15 protein-coding genes, 1 pseudogene and 1 riboswitch are annotated in these 19,839 nt (G+C 42.0%); of the genes and pseudogenes, 14 read left to right on the forward strand and 2 right to left on the reverse strand.

Features of this window, described 5'->3' with window-relative positions; translation table 11 throughout:
- Positions 1-32: 32 nt before the first annotated feature.
- The 3 genes from GPW69_RS01135 (at position 33) to trxA (ending at position 1,957) form a co-directional block, all read left to right on the forward strand.
- Positions 33-410, forward strand: a complete 378-nt coding sequence (locus GPW69_RS01135; protein ID WP_029694277.1) for a MerR family transcriptional regulator — start codon at positions 33-35, stop codon at positions 408-410.
- Between the two features lie 2 nt (positions 411-412).
- Positions 413-1,267, forward strand: a complete 855-nt coding sequence (locus GPW69_RS01140) for an aldo/keto reductase (protein WP_074391368.1) — start codon at positions 413-415, stop codon at positions 1,265-1,267.
- A gap of 375 nt (positions 1,268-1,642) precedes the next feature.
- Positions 1,643-1,957 (forward strand): thioredoxin, encoded by a 315-nt coding sequence (trxA, locus tag GPW69_RS01145; RefSeq protein ID WP_012775426.1) that lies wholly within the window; start codon positions 1,643-1,645, stop codon positions 1,955-1,957.
- 100 nt (positions 1,958-2,057) lie between these two features.
- On the opposite strand, the gene GPW69_RS10890 is transcribed toward trxA, so the two are convergent.
- Positions 2,058-2,108, reverse strand: coding sequence for a hypothetical protein (locus GPW69_RS10890; RefSeq protein ID WP_353735889.1), 51 nt, complete (start codon positions 2,106-2,108; stop codon positions 2,058-2,060).
- On the opposite strand from GPW69_RS10890, the gene GPW69_RS01150 reads away from it, so the two are divergent.
- From GPW69_RS01150 to GPW69_RS01190, 9 genes and pseudogenes are all read left to right on the forward strand, one after another.
- Entirely contained in the window at positions 2,098-3,627 is a 1,530-nt protein-coding gene (locus GPW69_RS01150; RefSeq protein WP_074391369.1) for an AMP-binding protein, read from the forward strand. The genes GPW69_RS10890 and GPW69_RS01150 overlap by 11 nt on opposite strands.
- 39 nt (positions 3,628-3,666) lie before the next feature.
- A complete protein-coding gene (gene msrB, locus GPW69_RS01155) occupies positions 3,667-4,605 on the forward strand; it encodes a peptide-methionine (R)-S-oxide reductase MsrB (protein WP_074391370.1) in 939 nt (312 codons plus the stop codon).
- Between the two features lie 136 nt (positions 4,606-4,741).
- Positions 4,742-5,599 (forward strand): helix-turn-helix domain-containing protein, encoded by an 858-nt coding sequence (locus GPW69_RS01160; protein ID WP_074391429.1) that lies wholly within the window; start codon positions 4,742-4,744, stop codon positions 5,597-5,599.
- A 181-nt stretch (positions 5,600-5,780) separates the two neighbouring features.
- A pseudogene (locus GPW69_RS01165) lies at positions 5,781-7,766 on the forward strand (DUF1430 domain-containing protein).
- Positions 7,767-7,785: 19 nt separating this feature from the next.
- A complete protein-coding gene (locus tag GPW69_RS01170; protein WP_074391371.1) occupies positions 7,786-9,768 on the forward strand; it encodes a DUF1430 domain-containing protein in 1,983 nt (660 codons plus the stop codon).
- A 1-nt stretch (position 9,769) separates the two neighbouring features.
- Entirely contained in the window at positions 9,770-10,402 is a 633-nt protein-coding gene (locus GPW69_RS01175) for an ABC transporter ATP-binding protein (protein WP_024416766.1), read from the forward strand.
- Positions 10,403-10,664: 262 nt separating this feature from the next.
- A riboswitch (glycine riboswitch) is annotated at positions 10,665-10,769 on the forward strand.
- Positions 10,770-10,878: 109 nt separating this feature from the next.
- Positions 10,879-12,213: an alanine/glycine:cation symporter family protein gene (locus GPW69_RS01180; protein ID WP_074391372.1), complete on the forward strand. Its 1,335-nt coding sequence runs from the start codon at positions 10,879-10,881 to the stop codon at positions 12,211-12,213.
- A 258-nt stretch (positions 12,214-12,471) separates the two neighbouring features.
- On the forward strand, positions 12,472-13,320 hold the full coding sequence (locus tag GPW69_RS01185; RefSeq protein WP_002937530.1) for a mechanosensitive ion channel family protein: 849 nt from the start codon (positions 12,472-12,474) through the stop codon (positions 13,318-13,320).
- Positions 13,321-13,330: 10 nt separating this feature from the next.
- Positions 13,331-13,918 (forward strand): DUF4352 domain-containing protein, encoded by a 588-nt coding sequence (locus GPW69_RS01190; RefSeq protein ID WP_044771807.1) that lies wholly within the window; start codon positions 13,331-13,333, stop codon positions 13,916-13,918.
- Between the two features lie 369 nt (positions 13,919-14,287).
- Here GPW69_RS01190 and gdhA read toward each other — a convergent pair whose 3' ends face one another.
- Positions 14,288-15,634, reverse strand: a complete 1,347-nt coding sequence (gene gdhA, locus GPW69_RS01195; protein ID WP_044673733.1) for an NADP-specific glutamate dehydrogenase — start codon at positions 15,632-15,634, stop codon at positions 14,288-14,290.
- Positions 15,635-15,865: 231 nt separating this feature from the next.
- On the opposite strand from gdhA, the gene GPW69_RS01200 reads away from it, so the two are divergent.
- Together GPW69_RS01200 and GPW69_RS01205 are read left to right on the forward strand one after the other, a co-directional pair.
- A complete protein-coding gene (locus tag GPW69_RS01200) occupies positions 15,866-18,505 on the forward strand; it encodes an LPXTG cell wall anchor domain-containing protein (RefSeq protein ID WP_074391373.1) in 2,640 nt (879 codons plus the stop codon).
- Between the two features lie 198 nt (positions 18,506-18,703).
- Positions 18,704-19,642, forward strand: coding sequence for a dihydroorotate oxidase (locus GPW69_RS01205; RefSeq protein WP_074391374.1), 939 nt, complete (start codon positions 18,704-18,706; stop codon positions 19,640-19,642).
- Positions 19,643-19,839 lie beyond the last annotated feature (197 nt).

The following is a 19,839-nucleotide window of genomic DNA, read 5'->3' on the forward strand; positions in this document are numbered from 1 at the left end:
AGTTGGAGAGAGGAAGTGATGTTTTGAAAACGATGAAAGAAGTGGCGGGGGAACTGGACTTGTCCAATGACACCATTCGCTATTATGAACGAATCGGGCTCTTACAGGTGCCTCGAGACAAAAACGGCTACCGGCAATTTGACCAGCAGTCTATTGACTGGCTCTTTTTGGTCAAAATGCTTCGTAAATCTGGGATGTCCATTGAAAGTTTGGTGGACTATGTTGGCCTAGTACGACAGGGAGATAGTACCATCGCTGCTCGAAAGGCGATTTTACAGGAACAGGAAGAGCGGTTGAAGGAGCAAATCGCTCAGCAAGAAGCTGTCTTGGAAATGTTGAGTCACAAGGTGGCGACCTATGATAGTCACTTACTACGCTTTGAACAAGAACGATTAGACAAAGGAGAATAAATATGCAAACAGTTACATTACACAACGGAGTTGAGATGCCAACAGTTGGATTTGGAGTTTTCCAAATTCCAGATCCAGAAACCTGCCAACAGGTTGTTGAAGAAGCTATTCGGACAGGTTATCGCTTGATTGATACTGCTCAGGCTTATGGCAATGAAGAGGCGGTTGGTCGTGCCATTCGCAATGCAGGTGTGCCACGGGAGGAACTGTTTATTACGACCAAATTGTGGATTTCGGATATGAGTTACCAAGGTGCCAAGGAAGCTTTTGCGACCTCTATGGAAAAGCTAGGCTTGGATTATCTGGATCTCTACCTTCTTCATCAGCCAGTAGGAGATACTTTTGGAGCTTGGCGGGCCGTAGAAGAACTCTATCAGGAAGGGAAAATCCGTGCCATTGGCGTGTCCAATTTCAAATCAGACCAGATTGCCAACCTAGCTCTCTTTAATAGAGTGAAGCCGATGGTCAATCAGATTGAACTTCATGTTTTCAACCAAAAACCAGAAGAACGGGCTTATCTAGCTAGCAAGGACATCCAAGTCCAAAGCTGGGGAGCCTTTGCAGAAGGGAAATTTGATGTCTTTACAAATCCTGTCTTGACAGAGATTGCCAACAAATACGGCAAATCAACTGCCCAGGTCATGCTCCGCTTCCAACTCCAGTCAGGTATTGTTTCTTTATCGAAATCTGCCAATCCAGAGCGTGTCCGTCAGAATTTTGACATCTTTGACTTTACATTGACAGAAGAAGATATGACCGCTATCCAAGGGCTCAATACAGATACAACAGTCTTTGCGGACCACCACCAAGCTCAAACCATTGAAGCTCTAGCAGGCTATGTAGGGAAGGCCTTTTAAGAGTAAGCTTGTTTTTGGCTAATACTGGATTTGACAGGAAGAACCATTTTCCATTTCACGCTTGCTCCCTGCGATCTAGTTTAGCTTGACCAATACGTTTTTCCAAGTCACTATTTTCTCGACACATCTATCTCCCCGCTTTTTCCCGTAGCACCTACTCCGTCACCTTGTCTCATTGTTACAATTGGATTTGATAAGCAAAACAATTTTTCATTTCTCGCTTGTATCGTTGCGGTCTAGTTTAGCTATACCCATTTTTTTACAACTGAAATTCTTATAGATACGTTTATCTCATGCTTCATCCCGTAGCAAAAATTCGCTTTCTGTTTTTTTTTGGTGTAGAATGATAGTAGAAAAACAGAAACGGAGAAAATTATGGTTCAAGTTATTACAGATGCAAACTTTGAAGTTGAAACACAAGAAGGCGTAGTCCTTGTTGACTTTTGGGCACCATGGTGTGGTCCTTGTCGTATGCAAGCACCAATTTTGGAGCAATTGGCAGATGAAGTGGACGAAGATGAATTGCGTATTTACAAGATGGATGTTGATGAGAATCCAAACACAGCTCGTCAGTTTGGTATCATGTCTATCCCAACTCTTTTGTTCAAAAAAGATGGACAGGTTGTGAAACAAGTTGCTGGTGTCCACACGAAAGATCAAATCAAAGCTATCTTGGCAGAGATTGGTTAATTGAAAATGTAAACAAGTAGTGAGCTCAGATTCGCTACTTGTTTTTTTCACAACTGAAAGTATGTTCAAAAAATCAGATTGTGAAGGTTGACACAAGATGTTATAATAACCTTATCATTGTCATTTTAGAAAGGTTAGATATGTCAACTATTAATTACAAACCATTAAATCTTTATCGTCAGTTTAAAACAGCAGTTCAAGAGTTTCCAAATGTTGCCATTTATTTTGACCAACCCTACGCCTCCTTCCCTGAATTAGGATTGGAAAATACCTATCAAACAGTTTTTGAGGCCATTCAAAGAAGAGCTGCCCAATTTGCAGCAGCAGGTATTGGCTATGGGGACAAGGTAATTCTATATAAGAGTCCAGCTTTTGACACCTATTTGTTAGCAGTGGCGGTAACGGCATTGGGTGCTGTTCCTGTTATGATTTCCTACCATTTGCCATCTTCGAATTTAGATGTGTTTGCGGAGCGATTGGAAAAGTCTTTCATTGTCTATGACCAGGAAACGGAAGAACGTGTGGCAGGAATGACCCGAACTGACCTGGTTACAAAGGTATTCTTACCCCAAGTCCTAGTGCAAGAAGCAGTTGCTTTTGAAGAAAATCTCCTGCCAGAAGATGTCATTCAATACATGACCCATACTTCAGGAACGACAGGTGTTCCAAAACTAATCTGCCACACAGCACAGACCATGGGCTGGCGAGTAGCATGGCAACAGACTATTTTTGACAAGATGACGGAGAGAGGCTTGCTGGCCTTCCACATCTCCCCTGTTCATTCACGCTATAATATCGGCGTGTCGTCGGCGATTGGGCTAGGATTCCCCCTCTACCCGCTTTCTTCTGCAAGAAAAGATGATATTGAACGGGCGCTTGCTCTTCATCGTCCAAGTGCTCTGGAAACCCATCCTAACAACTTTGTCCAATGGGCAAGATTGGCCAAGGAAAAACCAGAGGTCTTTAGTAGCATTCGTTATTACCATTCAACCTTTGATGCTATCAATATTGGTACGCTTCGCGCCTTCTTGGAGGCTTCCAAAGAGCAACATCCAGTCTTTATGCAAGTTTATGGTCAAAGTGAATGTGGTCCAATGATTTTACGTTACCATCGTTTGGAAAATCTAGGAACAGTTAGCGGACGAGATATGGGGATTGGTCTGGAAGGTTACACAGAAGCACGCATCACAGATGCCCAAGGGAATCCTCTCCCAGCTGGAGAAAACGGACATATCCAGTTCCTGTCAAAAGGCCGTGCTGTGACCTATTATAAAGAAGATGCCCGTTTCCAAGATAATGTGTACGGTGCTTGGTGGGATAGTGGTGACTACGGCTGCATGACTCCAGAGGGTACACTTCTTCTAAAAGACCGTCAGGTTGACCTCATTGAGCACATCGACAGCAATCTTGCCTTGGAGGATTTATTGCTGGATAAATTGGACTTTTTATCAGAAGTCGTGATTATACGCGATGTCAATGGTGCACCACAGCCGATTATCGCTCTGGCAGAAGATACTGAGATGAACTGGGAAGCTTGGTGGGCAATGGTTGCAGATCTACCACTATTGAAAGAACCCATCTTGATGGCTTATGACGACATTCCACGTACTGCGACCATGAAGGTTCAACGCCTCAAAATGGAAGCAGAAATGAAAGAAAAAAATCTGTAAGGGTGACGAAACCACGCTTGCAGATAAGAAGGAGTTCACATGAAAGAAATTTATCTAGCAGGCGGTTGTTTCTGGGGAATGGAAGGCTACTTTTCCCAGATTGATGGTATTCTTGACACCAGCGTTGGCTATGCCAATGGACAGGTGGAGACGACCAATTATCAACTCCTCAAACAAACAGATCACGCAGAAACACTCTATCTAGCCTATGATGAGACTCGTATCCATTTGCGGGAAATCCTCCTCTACTATTTCCGCGTCATTGATCCCTTCTCTGTCAATCAGCAGGGGCCTGACAAGGGGCGCCAGTATCGGACTGGTATCTATTACACAGATGAGGCTGATTTGCCGACCATCGAGCAGGTCATGACGGAGCAATCCCAGCTCTTTGGCGGACGCCCCCTAGCCGTTGAAGTGGAGCCACTCGCGCATTACATCCCCGCCGAAGACTACCATCAGGATTATCTCAAGAAAAATCCCCAAGGGTACTGCCATATCGATCTTGGGCAAGCAAAAATCCCTCTGATTGATGTTGCAGACTACCAAAAGCCAGACCAGCAAGTCTTAAAAGACAGCTTGACCGACCTCCAGTATCAAGTCACTCAAGAAGCTGCGACGGAAAGACCCTTCGAAAATGAGTTTTGGAATAGCGACCAAGCTGGCATCTACGTCGATATTACGACTGGTGAGCCCCTCTTTCTCTCGACGGACAAATTCGATTCAGGCTGCGGCTGGCCCTCCTTTACCAAACCAATCAGCAAAGAAGTTGCGACTTATTTCCAAGATTTCTCCCACGGCATGAACCGCATCGAAGTTCGCAGTCGGGCTGGTCATGCTCATTTAGGTCATGTCTTTGACGATGGTCCGAGAGACAAAGGCGGTCTCCGTTACTGTATCAACTCGGCAGCCCTTCGTTTCATACCGAGAGAGGAAATGGAAGAAGCAGGATATGGCCTGTTTTTGGAGTTGATTAAATAAATTTATGAGCGCAGAAAGTCTATTCGCAAAGAATAGGCTTTTTGTGTATTAAAATTGTATGTTCAGAAAGATGATTTTGATATAATAATCTGTATAGAGATTTTTCTTAAGGGACATATATGGAAAGGTTATGAAAATGATTCTTAGTAAACGTTTTAAAAATAGAAGAAAGGAACTTGGCTTTACTCAAAAGGAACTTGCAGAGGGAATTTGTGAGCAGAGTTTGATTAGTCGAGTTGAAAAATTAGGAGTTGCTCCTACATCGGATATATTATTTGCCTTATCACAACGCTTACAGGTGTCTATGGACTATTTTTTTGATGAAAGTGTATCAGATAAAGCGCCTGATATTACGGTATTTAAACGATTGGTGGACAAAGCTTTGTTCACTCGTTCCTATGATCAACTGGCTTATCTTGTAGAGGCAGAGAAGCAGAAAGAAGCTGTTCATTCGCAGGAAAGCAGTGAATATTTAACTTATCTGGCTTGTATAGTGGACTTCCATCATTATCATAAGGAAGATACTGCAATTGTACGTATGGAAGAACTTAGTCATCGAATCAGTAAGAAATCTAGTTTTTATCTTGATGTATACAATAGCTTGGTTAATTTTTATGCCTTGACTTCTCGAGACGAGGCTTTAGACAGTTTGTATGAGGGGCTTTCAGAAAAGCTTAGCCACTTGGATATATCGAACACAGAGAGTTTTCATAAGTATATCAAGATTCGCTACAATCACGCTCACTATCTTTTTAAAAGGAAGAGGCAGTCACAGGCAATTGATGAATTGACAGACCTAATCGAAATCTTGCGAGACAAGAAGAGTTGTTATCTTTTGGCAGATACGCTTTGTTTAATCGCAAATGTCGGAGAGGGATTTCTATCAAAAGATGAAATTCTCTCCTATTATAGAGAAGCGGAATGTCTATTCAAATTTTTTGGTCCGCAAAATAGTTATCTTAGTTTGAAAGAATATCTATCGAAAGATATTTAATAATCAAGTATAGATTTTTTATAAAAATAATTAAAATTGGTTGAAAATCAACTATTAATATGTTAAGATAAAATAAAAAGCTATATCAACGAATGTTTGAGAACATGTTGATTTTGGTTACGGGTTCTAATGATAGGGAGGTGGTGGAGTCCACCTCCTTTTTGTGCAAATGGGGTTCGTTATGAAAAAAGTATTTACTTATTTATCCACTTTTAGCATCTGTCTCTTCTGTATATGGTTAGTGAGTCTGCAACTCGATTCTTTAATTTATCATTACTATCCATCGGTTTCTATATTAAGTCGAGGGGAAGAAGTGACCTATGAAGAAGTGTCGGATGCCCTGACAAATTTAGCTGAAAAGGAAAATAGTCTAATTGCTAAGACAATAACAGAAACAGATGATAGTGGGCGAACTGCTACCAGTTATGATGTTTTTGGGAAGGGGGAGCTTCCACAGGGCTTGGTCAAAGCGGATAGGTTAGTAGCTAGTCAGGCCAACTTAGCTGAAAATTACTATGTTGTAAAAGGGAATCTGGACATCAAAGCGGTAGAAAATGTCTTACAGTCACTAGGATTGGTGGATAGTTATACTTACAGACCGACCCTATTAAACAGTTTAAGTCTATTTCTTGGTAGGGGAGCTCCGAGCTTAGGCCTTATTATCTTTATACTCACAAATCTTGCATTGACAGTAGTTGGGCAGATTGTCTACTTGCGGTCAGCAGGGATAGAGATACTTTCAGGTGTGAGGAGTTGGCAGATTGCTAGTCGTTTTTTAAGAGTGGATGGAAGAGATATAGCATTGGCTACAGGAGGGGCGCTTGTTTTCGGACTGATTGCTACTTTAATTTTGGGTTGGCCAATGGTATATTATCGTTTTGTAGCAATCGGTATTGCTTTTTATGCTTGTTTGCTTTTGTTCCTGTCTTTATCGACAAGTGTTGGATTCATGATTGCATTAAACATTACTCAGTTACAAAAGCTAATTAAGGGAGCTTTGCCTCTCAAGGCGATTTTTGCTATTTTACTAATAGGTCAGTGTTTAGCGGTTTGTATCATCTCTATTGGTGTTAGTCGAACATTGACATATGTTGGAGTCCTCCATACACTAACGATAGGAGAAAAGGCTTGGCAAGAAAGACAAGATGTTTTTAGTCTGTCTTTGAATCGTGAAGCGTTCATAGCTGATGAAGCGATGGCTCAGCAACAAAGAATAGCTTGGTCTCATGTAATTTTAGAATCATATTCGAAAAATAATGTAATGTTAGTCCAGCACCATTTACGGCATAACACAATAAAAGAACATACCATCATTGAATCCAGCAAGGAAATTCCTCTAGAAAGGGTGCTGTATGTGACGCCGAACTATATACAATCAGAAGGTGGCCTGTACGATTTCAATCAGCTGGAAGAGATAAAGCAATTAGGTAAGGGAGAAATTGCTTTATTATTACCAAAGAGTTTGCAAAATGATGCGAGTGTTTACTAAGCGTATTTTGAGGACATGGTAGGGAAATTGCTTGCGGATGGAGAAAGATCCATAAGTTTGCATTCAAATGTTTATTACATTTCAGACGAGAAGCGATGGTTCATTTACAATCATACTCCGATAAATTATGAGCAATTTTTACAGGCTCCGTTGATTGTTGTTCTATCACCTGAAAGTTTTGAAGAAACGTCCTATTTTTGGGAAAATGCCTTACCAGATTTTGTATTTTTCAAAGATAAAGAGATGCTGGAACAGCTGTTGGACAAATACAATTTACGAAACACAATAGGTAGCTTGTTATCTAGCAGGCAACAGTACAACACCCTGAGAAAAAATGTTCAACTTGAAATTCTTATGACCCTATCTCCGACAATCCTTGGAATATTCACTTCCATACTATTGTTCAATACGATGAATCTTCTATACTTTGAGACCTTCAAAAGAGAAATAGCCATCAAGCGGATAGCAGGGATGCGTTTTATCGAATTGCATGGTTCTTATCTAGGAGAACAAGTCGGCTCCGCTCTTGTTGGGATGGGGTTGGCAATGTTTATGACAAAGTCAGTTATTGTTAGCCTAGGAGTAGTTGTGGCTCTGTTGATAAATAGTTGGATGTTACTGAACAAACAAGCGAAAAAGGCAGAAAAAATCCAGTTGAGTGTATTAAATGGCAGATAGTTAATGAGGTGAAGGTAGAATGAAAGGAAAATTTGTACTTGTATCGACGATCATTCTAGCCGTCTTTATGATTTGGTTGGGGGTTAGCCAAAAGGAGACTATGCTAGTTCATTATTATCCTTCTGTGACCACCTTGTCGGCATCTGAGGACGTGACTTACTCAGATGTACAACAGCGATTAGAGGAATATTCTCAACAGACGGATAGTGTGATTGCCAGGCGGGTGATTGAGCCAAGTACATCAGGTGGACGTACCTTTTCCTATGATAATTTTAGTAAATCTCCCCTGCCGAGAGGGCTGGAGGAATTTCAGGCATCAGAAAAGGTGGAGTCTGCGCTTTTAACCAAATATTTTATTTTCCAAGGGAAAGCGACGGTAGAGGAGCTTCGGTCTCTTCTGGTTTCGCTTGGATTTGACGAGGTTCAGATTCGGAAGCCTTCGACTATTGCTACTTTACTCGCATTTCTGACACAAGGTGGTCAATTCTTAGCCATACTGGTCTTTCTTATTACCTATATGGCTTTGGTCGTGATTGCCAATGTAAGGCAGTTGCGTACAGCAGGCATCCGTTTGATTGCAGGAGATTCACGCTGGCATCTGTTTTGGCTATCTCTACAGGAAAATGCGAAAGAGATAGCACTGACTATCCCATTTGCGGTTCTTCCAGCAGTTGGACTGGCCTATCTCATCGGATTAGATAGCTATTCCGTCTATTATCTGATCGCAGCTCTAGTAGGCTATCATTTCTTGCTTGGTTTGATTGCCCTTTTTTTCGCTGCTACATTTACCTTGGGCATTCGGACCTATCACTTTTTACCTTTGTTAAAAGGGAAGATGCCCCTGCAAGGAATCCTGACCATTATGGTTATGGGGCAAATGCTGGCTCTACTGGTGGTGTCATTGGGTATGGCTCAAACCTTCTATTATTCAGGAATTTGGCAAGAATACCAAGCGGGTGCCCGGCAGTGGGAGAAAGAAGAGGATTACCATAGTTTGGCTTGGAACATTGCTGCGGATGGTCACTCAGGACTAAATTCGCCTGAAAATTGGTATCCTTTACTAAAGCAAGCTTTGGAGGAAGACGGCGCGCTCTTTGTCAAAAGTAATTTGAATGCCTATTTAATGGGCTCCCAACTGGAAGATGGGACAAGCCTTGACAGTTACCATCCAGCTGGAAACACCCTCTACGTTAGTCCAAATTATTTGCAGATACAGGATGTAGACTTGTCGGACGAAGCATTACCTTCTCTACAAGAAGGAGAATTTCAACTTCTATTACCTGAAACATTGCGTCCTGAAAGTGATAGGTATCTCCATCTTTACCAAGATTATATCAATCGTATGGTTAGACCTGCTAATCAAGCAAGCTCAGCTACCATTAAGGGAAAAGTTGCCTATTTAAAAGATGGGCAGAAGCAATTTATCTACAATCATCGTTCTGGTCAGCATGTGCAATATTTGAAAGACCCTATTTTAGTTGTGCTGGCACCGTCAAGTCTGGGAGAGGAATCTGCTGATTTTTGGTTGAATGAAGTAGATAGCAGTATTTTATTTAAAAACAGGGATAAACTTTTGCGCGAATTGAAGGCAAGAAATCTGTTTCAGTTTGTCAATGAAGTGAGAAGTAGTTCCTCTCTCTTTACAGAACTTTTAGACCGTATTCGGATAGAGACCATTTCAACATCTATGGGTGCTATTTTAGGGATTGTGGCATCAATTATCCTGTTTAATACCATGAATCTATTATACTTCGAAGAGTTTAAACGTGATATTTTTATCAAAGAAATTGCAGGGATGGATTTTTTGGGAATCCATAAGAAATACCTAACGTTCCAACTGCTTTCCCTCTTGTTGGCTCTTGGAGCAAGCATGGTAGTGACAGGTCACATTTTCATAAGTAGTATCAGTTTTGCCTTGTTTATGGTCAATGCCCTCTGTTTATTGAGGTGGCAGGCGAGGAAAGAAGGAGCTTGGAATATCCGTATTTTGAAAGGAGCCTAGTATGTTTTCTATCCAATCAATTCAAAAGAAATTTGGGAAACGTAGCTTGTTTTCTGATGTAACGCTAGACTTGCAGGCTGGAAAGGTCTATGCCTTGATAGGTGCCAGTGGTAGCGGAAAAACGACCTTGCTGAATATTTTAGCCAAGTTGGAGTCCTATGATGCAGGCGACATTCTCTACAAGGGGAAGGATTTGAAAAAGTTGAAGCCCCATCTCTTTTTTAGGGAGGAATTAGGCTATCTCTTTCAGAATTTTGGTCTTTTAGAAAGTCAGACAATCAGAGAAAATCTGGATTTGGGACTGATTGGTCAAAAATTGTCCAAAGACGAAAGGAAATCGAGGCAGGAAGCGGCACTTGATGCAGTTGGTCTATCTTATCTGGACCTGTCCCAGCCTATCTATGAACTCTCAGGAGGGGAAGCTCAACGGGTAGCACTTGCTAAAGTCATCCTGAAAAATCCTCCATTGATTTTAGCAGATGAGCCGACGGCTGCCTTAGATCCTAAGAGCTCCCAAGAAATTATGGATATTTTGTTATCCTTGAAGAGCCCAGAACGGCTAATTGTGATTGCGACCCATAATCCTTTGATTTGGGAGCGAGCAGACCTTATCATAAAAATGGAAGACTTGTAAAAATTCATACTCTTCGAAAATCAAAATTATCCGTTGTCAAGAGCCTTGATGAGTGAAAAGCTCCGGTGGAGCTTTTCAGCCTGTTACCTTGAAACAAGACAGTAACAGAGTTCTATCTTCGGCTTCGTTTCCTAGGCCACTTTTGATTTTCATTGAGTATCAGAAAATATTCTTGATTTTTTCGTGAAATTAGATTAAAATAAAACTAGATAAAACTGAATAACCGGTTGATATTGGGTAGAAGGGAAACTGACTGTTCAATGGACGGAACTCTGGAGAGACCATTTTGGCACCGAAGGGGCAAGGTAGTTCTGCTTGGAAAAGTAGAGCTACTGAAACTCTCAGGTAAAAGGACAGAGCGTTGAAAAATAGGCTTTTTCTGTATTTTTCACGTTGATTCTAGAGGTTGAAGAGTTCAGCCTCTTTTTGTTTTTCCGGCAGCTTTATCGGATTAAGAATTATGCTTAGGAGGAACTATGTTAGAACTATTTAAGGCTATCAACAATCTTGTTTGGGGACCGCCTCTCTTAATACTTTTGGTCGGTACGGGTGTTTACTTTACACTCCGTTTAGGGATGTTTCAAGTTAGCAAGTTACCAACCGCCTTTCGTCTGATTTTCTCTAGTGACCAGTCTGGTCAGGGAGATGTGTCTAGCTTTGCGGCTCTTTGTACAGCTTTGGCAGCGACAGTTGGTACGGGAAATATCGTCGGTGTGGCAACAGCCATTACGACAGGTGGACCAGGGGCTCTTTTCTGGATGTGGGTAGCAGCCTTTTTCGGGATGGCAACTAAGTATGCGGAAGGATTTTTAGCCATTAAATACCGTACCAAGGATGCCAACGGTCAAGCAGCAGGTGGACCTATGCACTATATCACCTTGGGGATGGGACAGAAGTGGAAACCCTTGGCTGTTTTCTTTGCTATCTCAGGTGTCCTCGTAGCGCTTTTGGGGATGGGGACATTTTCACAGGTTAATTCGATTGCATCTTCCATGTCTTCGAGTTTTGGATTAGCTCCCCAGTTGGTCAGCATTGTGACAGCCATTTCAATTGCTCTCTTTATCTTTGGGGGAATTGAAAAAATATCGGATGTTTCGACCAAAATCGTTCCTTTCATGGCAATTTTATACATTTTGGCAAGTTTGATAGTCTTGGTAGTTCACTGGAATGAACTGCTTCCGACACTTGGTTTGGTTCTGAAATCTGCCTTCTCACCTGCAGCAGCAGTAGGTGGCTTTGTAGGGGCAACTGTAAAAGAAGCAATCCAACGTGGTATTGCGCGTGGAGTGTTTTCAAATGAATCTGGTCTAGGTTCGGCGCCTATCGCAGCTGCGGCAGCCAAATCGGATAATCCTGTTGAGCAAGGTTTGATTTCTATGACGGGTACCTTTATCGATACGATTATTATCTGTACCTTAACAGGTTTGACAATCTTGGTGACAGGTCAGTGGTCTGTCGAAGGATTGGAAGGAGCTCCTCTGACACAGGCAGCTTTTGCAACAGTTTTTGGCAATGCAGGATCTATTGCCTTGACGATTAGTTTGGTACTTTTTGCTTTTACAACTATTCTCGGATGGTCTTACTATGGTGAACGCTGTATCGAGTTTCTATTCGGTACCAAATCCATCTTGCCTTATCGTCTGTTATTTGTGGCAATGGTAGCCCTTGGTGGTTTCCTCAAACTAGACTTGATTTGGACTATTGCCGATATTGTGAATGGTCTCATGGCCCTACCAAACTTGATTGCCTTACTAGCCCTCTCTCCTGTTATCATCAAGGAGACACGCCAGTATTTTGCAAAGAAGAAATAAGATAAAAGACAGTCGTTTGGCTGTCTCAGATTGAAGAAAAAGTCCATTTTGGACCAATTTTCTTCAATCTTTTTTCTTTATGTTAAAAATAAAAAACTCTCAGAAACGCGAAATATCAATGTTTCTAGGAGTTTAATGACTTGTTATCTTTCGCAAACTTCTTCAATTTTTAATATTTTTAGGAGTTTGTCTACGTTCTAAGTCAACCACTTGGCTGTCTTTTTGTTCTTTTAGGATGTTTTCTGCTATAATTATCTCATGAATGATTTTATTACCAAGTATTTGTCTCAATTTAATATTGAGGCCATTGTGACAGCGGGTCTAAATAAGGTTTTATCGCTTGTTTTACTCTTTGTTGCATTTTACATTATCAAGAAGATAGCCAAAGCTTCTGTGAAAAAGGTTTTGGTTCCCTCTCTAAAGGTATCTACACAAGACATTGGTCGTCAGAAGACCATCAGTCGTCTGGTAGAAAGCATCCTAAATTACCTACTCTACTTTATCCTTATCTACTGTATTTTGAGTATCCTCGGTTTACCAGTATCCAGTCTTCTTGCAGGAGCCGGGATTGCTGGGGTAGCTGTTGGGCTGGGCGCACAAGGCTTTCTCTCAGACTTGGTCAATGGATTCTTTATCTTAATTGAACGACAGTTTGATGTCGGAGATGTGGTTAAGTTAACCAACGGGCCCATTACCATTTCAGGAACCATCGTTAGCATGGGAATCCGAACGACACAAGTACGTGATGCAGATGGGACATTGCATTTTATTCCCAATCGCAACATTCTAGTGGTGTCCAATCAGTCAAGAGGGGACATGCGTGCTCAAATCGATATTCCGCTCAAATTTAATACCGATTTGGAACAAGTCTATCGCGTAATAGAAGAGGTCAATTTGAGAGAAATCAGCAATTTTGACCAGATTACAGGTGTGACTGTATTAGGTCCCCAAAACGCTATTTCGGGACAGTTTGTATTTCGTGTTAATCTTTTCGTAGCCAACGGTCAACAGAACAAGATCTATCATCAATTCTTTGGTTTTTATCAAGATGCTCTGCGTCAAGCAGGAATAGATTTACCTTCAAGTGGACCAACTGTTTTAAAATAAGGAGTTTATTATGCAAACAAAAGATTTTGTCGTTGAAAATGGGCAGATGTATTATAAGAAGAAACCCTTGCACAAACAGCCTCTCTTTTGGACAACCATTGCTGGTGCTGTTCTCTCCTTCATCCTAGGAGTAACCTGTTTTATTTTTATGATTGGCCTAAGCGCAGCAAATTTTGATAATTGGGATACAGGTAGTGACGGATACATTGATGAGACTGTGGAATACACGGAGTATCAAGTTGGTGACTCAGTTGATTTTTCTGATGGTCTTCATGTGACCGTAACGTCTATGGGCAAAGACGATAGCATAGAACTAGTAGATAGCTACTACAGCACAGCTTATGTTGTTGAAATGGAAGTTGAAAATTCGACCGCAGAAGAACTCTATTTTGATGAATACTATTTCAGTCTCATGGACCCCGTTAGTCAGATTCCGTTTTCTCTGGATTTACGGACCTACGATGTGAATCTAGTTGAAAAGTTGAAGCCAGGAGAGAAAGTACAAGTAAAACTTATCTACGGTATAGATGATGAAACAAACTTTGGTTTTACCTACGAAGATGCCATGTGGACGGAATTAGTCGCAGAAGGTATCTAATTGCTGTAGAAAAAGTTTTAAATACTGCATAATTTTGCGGGTTTATAACGCCCCTTGGGTTCCGATTGTTCGGCTTGATAATCGACCTATCTGTTATTTTTACATTTTAAAAAGGGAGTGGGAAAGAACTCGACTGGTCTAAAAAAGAGTTCGTCTTCCCACCCCCGCACAGTTGATTAGGTCAGATTTGGAGTGTAAAACACGAACAAATCTGCCAATCAACCACTGCGCTGAGATGTTGACACGAACTCTGAGAAGTGTGGCAGGACTTTTTTCCCAGCCTCTCTTCTTTTAACGAAAAATACCCCCAAAATTAGCACGTCAATTTTGGGGGCGTTTTTATTATAGTTTAGTAAACTAAAAGTAAGCTTATACTAAACCTTGGGCAATCATGCTATCCGCAATTTGTTCAAAGGCTGCGATGTTAGCACCTGCAAGGTAGTCTGTACCAAGGTCGTATTTTTCAGCAGTTTCTTTGGCTGTGTTGAAGATGTTGGCCATGATGTCTTTAAGACGGCCATCTACTTCTTCACGAGTCCATGAAAGACGAAGGCTGTTTTGGCTCATTTCAAGGGCAGATACGGCTACACCACCAGCATTGGCTGCTTTTGCAAGGCCGTAAAGAACGCCATTTTCTTTGTAAACTTTGATAGCATCAAGGTCAGATGGCATGTTGGCACCTTCAGCCACACAGTAAACGCCATTTTTCACAAGGGCAGCAGCTTGCTCGCCGTTGATTTCGTTTTGAGTCGCACATGGAAGGGCAATGTCAGCCTTGCCATCGTAGTTCCATACAGAACCTTCGAAGTACTTAGCAGTTGCTTTTTCTGCAGCGTATTCTGTCAAACGAGCGCGGCGTTTTTCTTTGATGTCCACCAAGAGGTCAAAGTCGATACCAGTTTCGTCAATGATGTAACCATTTGAGTCTGACACAGAGATGACTTTTGCACCGAGTTCAGTCGCTTTTTGAACAGCATATTGGGCAACGTTACCAGAACCTGAGATAAGGACTGTTTGGTCTTTGAAGGACTTACCGTTTGCTGCCAACATGTTATCAGTGAGGTAAACCAAACCGTAACCAGTTGCTTCTGGGCGGATTAATGAACCGCCGAAGCCAAGAGGTTTACCAGTCAAGACACCTGCATCAAACTGGCGTAGGCGTTTGTATTGACCGTACATGTAACCAATCTCACGACCACCGACACCGATGTCACCTGCAGGGACGTCAAGTGAAGGTCCGATGTGTTTTTGCAATTCAGTCATGAAGCTTTGGCAGAAGCGCATGATTTCAGCATCAGTTTTTCCTTTAGGATCAAAGTCTGAACCACCTTTACCACCGCCGATTGGAAGACCAGTCAAGACGTTTTTGAAGATTTGCTCAAAACCGAGGAACTTCAAGATGGATTGGTTTACAGTTGGGTGGAAGCGAAGACCGCCTTTGTAAGGACCTACAGCTGAGTTGAACTGAACACGGTAGCCGCGGTTGACTTGAACATTTCCATCTTTATCTGTCCATGGAACACGGAAGCTGATGATACGCTCAGGCTCAACGATACGGGCCAAGATGTTTTCTTCGATGTATTCTGGGTGTGCTTCAAAAACAGGCTCAAGTGTAGAGAAGAGCTCTTCTACAGCTTGAAGGAATTCTGTTTCATGTGGGTTGCGGGCTTTGACTGCTTCAAAAGAAGCTTGGATGTAAGCTTTGGCATTTGACATGGGATCACCTGATTTCTTTTTTATTTATTAAATTGTCTGACAATTTAATTTATCTGATAATTATTATAGCACCATGATTTTTAAATGTAAAGAAAAAAATGATAATTTTTCTAAACTTTCTGAGCAAGTTGCGAGTAGACAAAAAGTAGACTTTCTTTACATACGAACATTGACAAATGAGGAATGATAGTATAATATAAAAGTTGTAAGTAAAATATAGGGGTAATATATATGAAAAAGAAATCTGTTGCTATTCCAGTAACGCTTGCTACAGGTGTTTTAGCTGTTGGGACAGTTGGTTTTCAAGCAAACCAAGTCAGTGCCGATACTATTGTTCCTACTGTCTCAGAAGAACAAGCTGCACCAGTAAAGGTTGTTAGTGAGCAAGGGCTTGCAAGTGCACAGGCAGCTGTGACAGAGGCTGAGCAAGTTGCCCAAGCTGCTTCAAATACTGCTACGGCTAAGGAACAAGTTGCTGCTAACGCTGTTCAAGGCGTTGTGGAGGCGACTGATAATCTAGCAAAAGCTGAAGAGCTTGTAGCGAAGGCTACGGAGGCAGAAATCGAAAAGACTCAGACTACTATAGAAGAGTTAAAAGAAACAGCTGCCAGTCAAGAAACAGCTCAAACTCTTGCTGAAAAGGAACTGGCTGAGGCTAAGAAGGCTGAAAAGGTTCCAGCTGAGAAGGTGGCTCAAGCACAAACAGCCTATGAAAAAGCTAATTCTACATTATCTGCCGCACAAGCTACGGCTACTGCAGCAACTAACCAAGTTGCCGAAGCCCAAGCCGCTCTTGCAACAGCAGAGGCAAATGTAGCGACAACTACCAACCAAGTTGCAACTGCTGAGCAAGCAGTTCAGGCAGCCCAAGCCGCTTTACAAACGGCTGAACAAGCTGATAAGGAAACAGCTCAACAATTGGCGCTAGCCAAGGAGAACTTAGCTCAAGCCAAACAAGCACAGGCTGCTGCTGAGGCTGATTTGGCTAAAAAAGTAGCTGCGGTGACTACGGCTGAATCAAGTGTTAAAGAAGCTCAAGCGGCAGTTGCAGCAGCAGAAGCATATCTAGCTAGTTTGGTTTCAGATGGAACAGAATTGACTCCGCTAGAATTCTTCGGAGCAGAGGTTGAAGAGCCGTCTGAAGGAAATGCTATGGTGGGTGTGTCAGGCACCTTCTACGAACCTGATCAAGCAGCTATCTTAGCTAGAATTAATGAAATTCGTAAGGAAGCTTTTGATGAAGGCCTTGTAGATCGTTATGTACCTCTTAAGTGGTCAACTATTTTAGAGTATACAACTCAAATTCGTGCTGCAGAGGCAGAGTATACCTTGGGGCACATTCGTTGGACAGATAAGAGCGTCTTTACTGTAGACACTGATAATCCTGAAATTGTAGCCGTACGTTCTGAGAATTTGGCTTGGAATTTTGGTCGATCAGGTGATGCAATGTTGACGGCTATTGAGCAGTTCTACGCAGAAAAAGAAGATTTTGTGAACCAGACTCCGGATGCGGTAGTAGGTCACTATGTATCACTAATCAATCCGAATTACACCCATACAGCCCTATCAGCTTTCTTGTCAGCTGGCAATGATGGGTGGACAGGTGTGGCACAACACTTTACTGTAGGGGATACCTCAGAAGAAGCGGTTGGTTTATACGGTGATGCCGTACAGATTTTAGAAGCCAAAGAAGATTATTTATTTGATTACGAATTGCTAACGCCTGAAATAATATCAGATGTCAATCAGAATATAGTGCTGAATGTTTCAGCAGTTTTTGCCCCTTACGATGACTATGCCCGTGTCGTATCTGTTTATTCAGGACTAACTTGGGAATCTGCTGACGAGAACATTGCTGTAGTTTCAGAATCAGGCGTGCTTACAGGTATCTCAGAAGGCGAAACAAGCGTGTATGTAACCTTCCCAAATGGTAAGAAAGAAACGGTCAAAGTCAAAATAGTTGATATTCAAAAAGCACGCGATGCAGTTGAGCAAGCTAAAGCGAATTTAGCGAAGCAGGAGGCCGAACTTGCGAAAGCTAAGACAGCACGTCAAGCGGCACAGACAAGTGTAGAGACTGCGAAAGCTACCGTTGCAAATCGTCAAACAACTTATAACCAATTATTATCTGTTGAGTCTAAAGTAACGAAAGCTCAAGCAGAACTTGATAAGGCTCAAGCTACTCTTACGGATGCAAAAGAAAAAGCAGCCGCTGCAAAACAAGACTTAACTACTGCTGAGCAGACACTTGCTAATAAAGAACAAGCGGCAAGTGTTGCAAAACAAGATTTATCAGTCGCTCAAGCAGCACAGACGACTGCAAAAAATGCTTTATCAGAAGCACAGGCAAGTCTATCCGCTTTACAGGAAGTAACTGCAACGAAAGAAGCAGCTTTGAAACTTGCAGAGGCTAACCTTGCCAAGACAGTCGCAGATTTGAAAGCAGCAGAAGCTTATCTTGCAAGCTTACTCAATGCACAAGAGAACTATCGTCTAGCTCAGCAGTTGCTTGAGGAAGCGAAAGTAGCGGCAGCAGAAGCTCTTGCACAACGTGATGCAGCCTTGGAAGCCAAACAAGCAGCGCAGACAGATTTTGAAACTGCTCTATCAAAATATAAGAGCATGAGACTTGCTTATGAAGCACAGTTAGCATTGCAAAAAGCGGCTGAAGCTAAAGAATTGAAGCAGGCTCCTGTAGCGACTCCTAAACCATTGTCAAAACCAGAAGTTTCTCAAACAAGTAGCAAGGTAACTGCAACTCAAACTAAGACTCTACCTGCAACCGGTTCTGTTGAGTCAATGTTAGGACTGACAGGTTTGGCATTGCTAGGAACCTTAGCTCTTGCTAACCAGCGTAGACGTAGAAATTAATAACCTAGAGAGAGTTCCATTTGGACTCTCTTTTTAAAATACGAACATTGACAGCGATTTGCCTCATCTCGAGAGAAGCTATGTTATAATGAAACAAATAAAAAAGACGCTCTTTGTTATGCAAACTGGGAAAGCCGTCAGTTTTTTTATGGCTGGTTGATAATGGTTGGCATCTATCGAGCGAAAATAGGAGGAAAGATGGTTTCAACAGCAACGACACTCGGTGGATTTACCTTTGGTAATTGTTTGATGAATGCGGCAGGGGTTTGGTGCATGACCAAGGAAGAATTGGATGCGGTTAAGAACTCGAAGGCGGGTACTTTTGTGACAAAAACAGCAACCTTGGACTACCGCGCGGGTAATCCAGAACCACGTTATCAGAATGTTCCGCTTGGTTCTATCAATTCGATGGGCTTGCCAAATCAGGGCTTGGCTTACTATTTGGATTATCTACTAGAATTGCAGGAAACGGAGCCAGAACGCACATTTGTTTTATCTGTAGTTGGAATGTCGCCTGATGAGACTCATGAGATTTTGAGAACTGTAGAAGCCAGTGATTTTAAGGGGCTGACAGAGTTAAATCTTTCTTGTCCCAATGTCCCTGGAAAACCGCAGATTGCCTATGATTTTGAAACGACAGAAACCATCTTGCGGGAGGTCTTCACTTACTTTACCAAACCACTCGGTATTAAGTTGCCACCTTATTTCGATATTGTGCATTTTGACCAAGCAGCAGCGATTTTCAACCAGTTTCCTTTGAAGTTTGTCAACTGTGTCAATTCGATTGGAAATGGTCTCTATATCAAGGATGAGTCAGTTGTCATCAAGCCTAAAAATGGTTTTGGTGGTATCGGTGGAGAGTATATCAAGCCGACTGCTCTTGCCAATGTCCACGCTTTTTACCAGCGCTTGAAACCGGAGATTCAGATTGTTGGGACTGGTGGCGTCTTGACAGGTCGGGATGCCTTCGAACACATTCTCTGTGGAGCCAGCATGGTTCAAGTTGGAACAACCCTGCAAAAGGAAGGTGTGGCAGCCTTTGAACGCATTACGGCTGAATTGCAGGCCATCATGGCTGAAAAAGGCTATGAAACGATTGAAGATTTTCGTGGCAAGCTACAGCACTTAGATGATTAAAATCATCTGTTGAAGACATAAAAAGAAGCTAACATTGTACCGTTCTCCCAGATAATCTTTTAGGGAGTTAGGAAGGGATAATGTTAGCTCTTTTTAAATGGTCTGTGAAGATCGGTCTGATAATCGTTTGAGGAATGGAATACATAGTCGGAAACATATATTTGTGAGATGGAATTCTGATTTTATTTAGATTTTTT

It is taken from the genome of Streptococcus suis, assembly GCF_902702775.1.
Classification (GTDB): domain Bacteria; phylum Bacillota; class Bacilli; order Lactobacillales; family Streptococcaceae; genus Streptococcus; species Streptococcus hashimotonensis.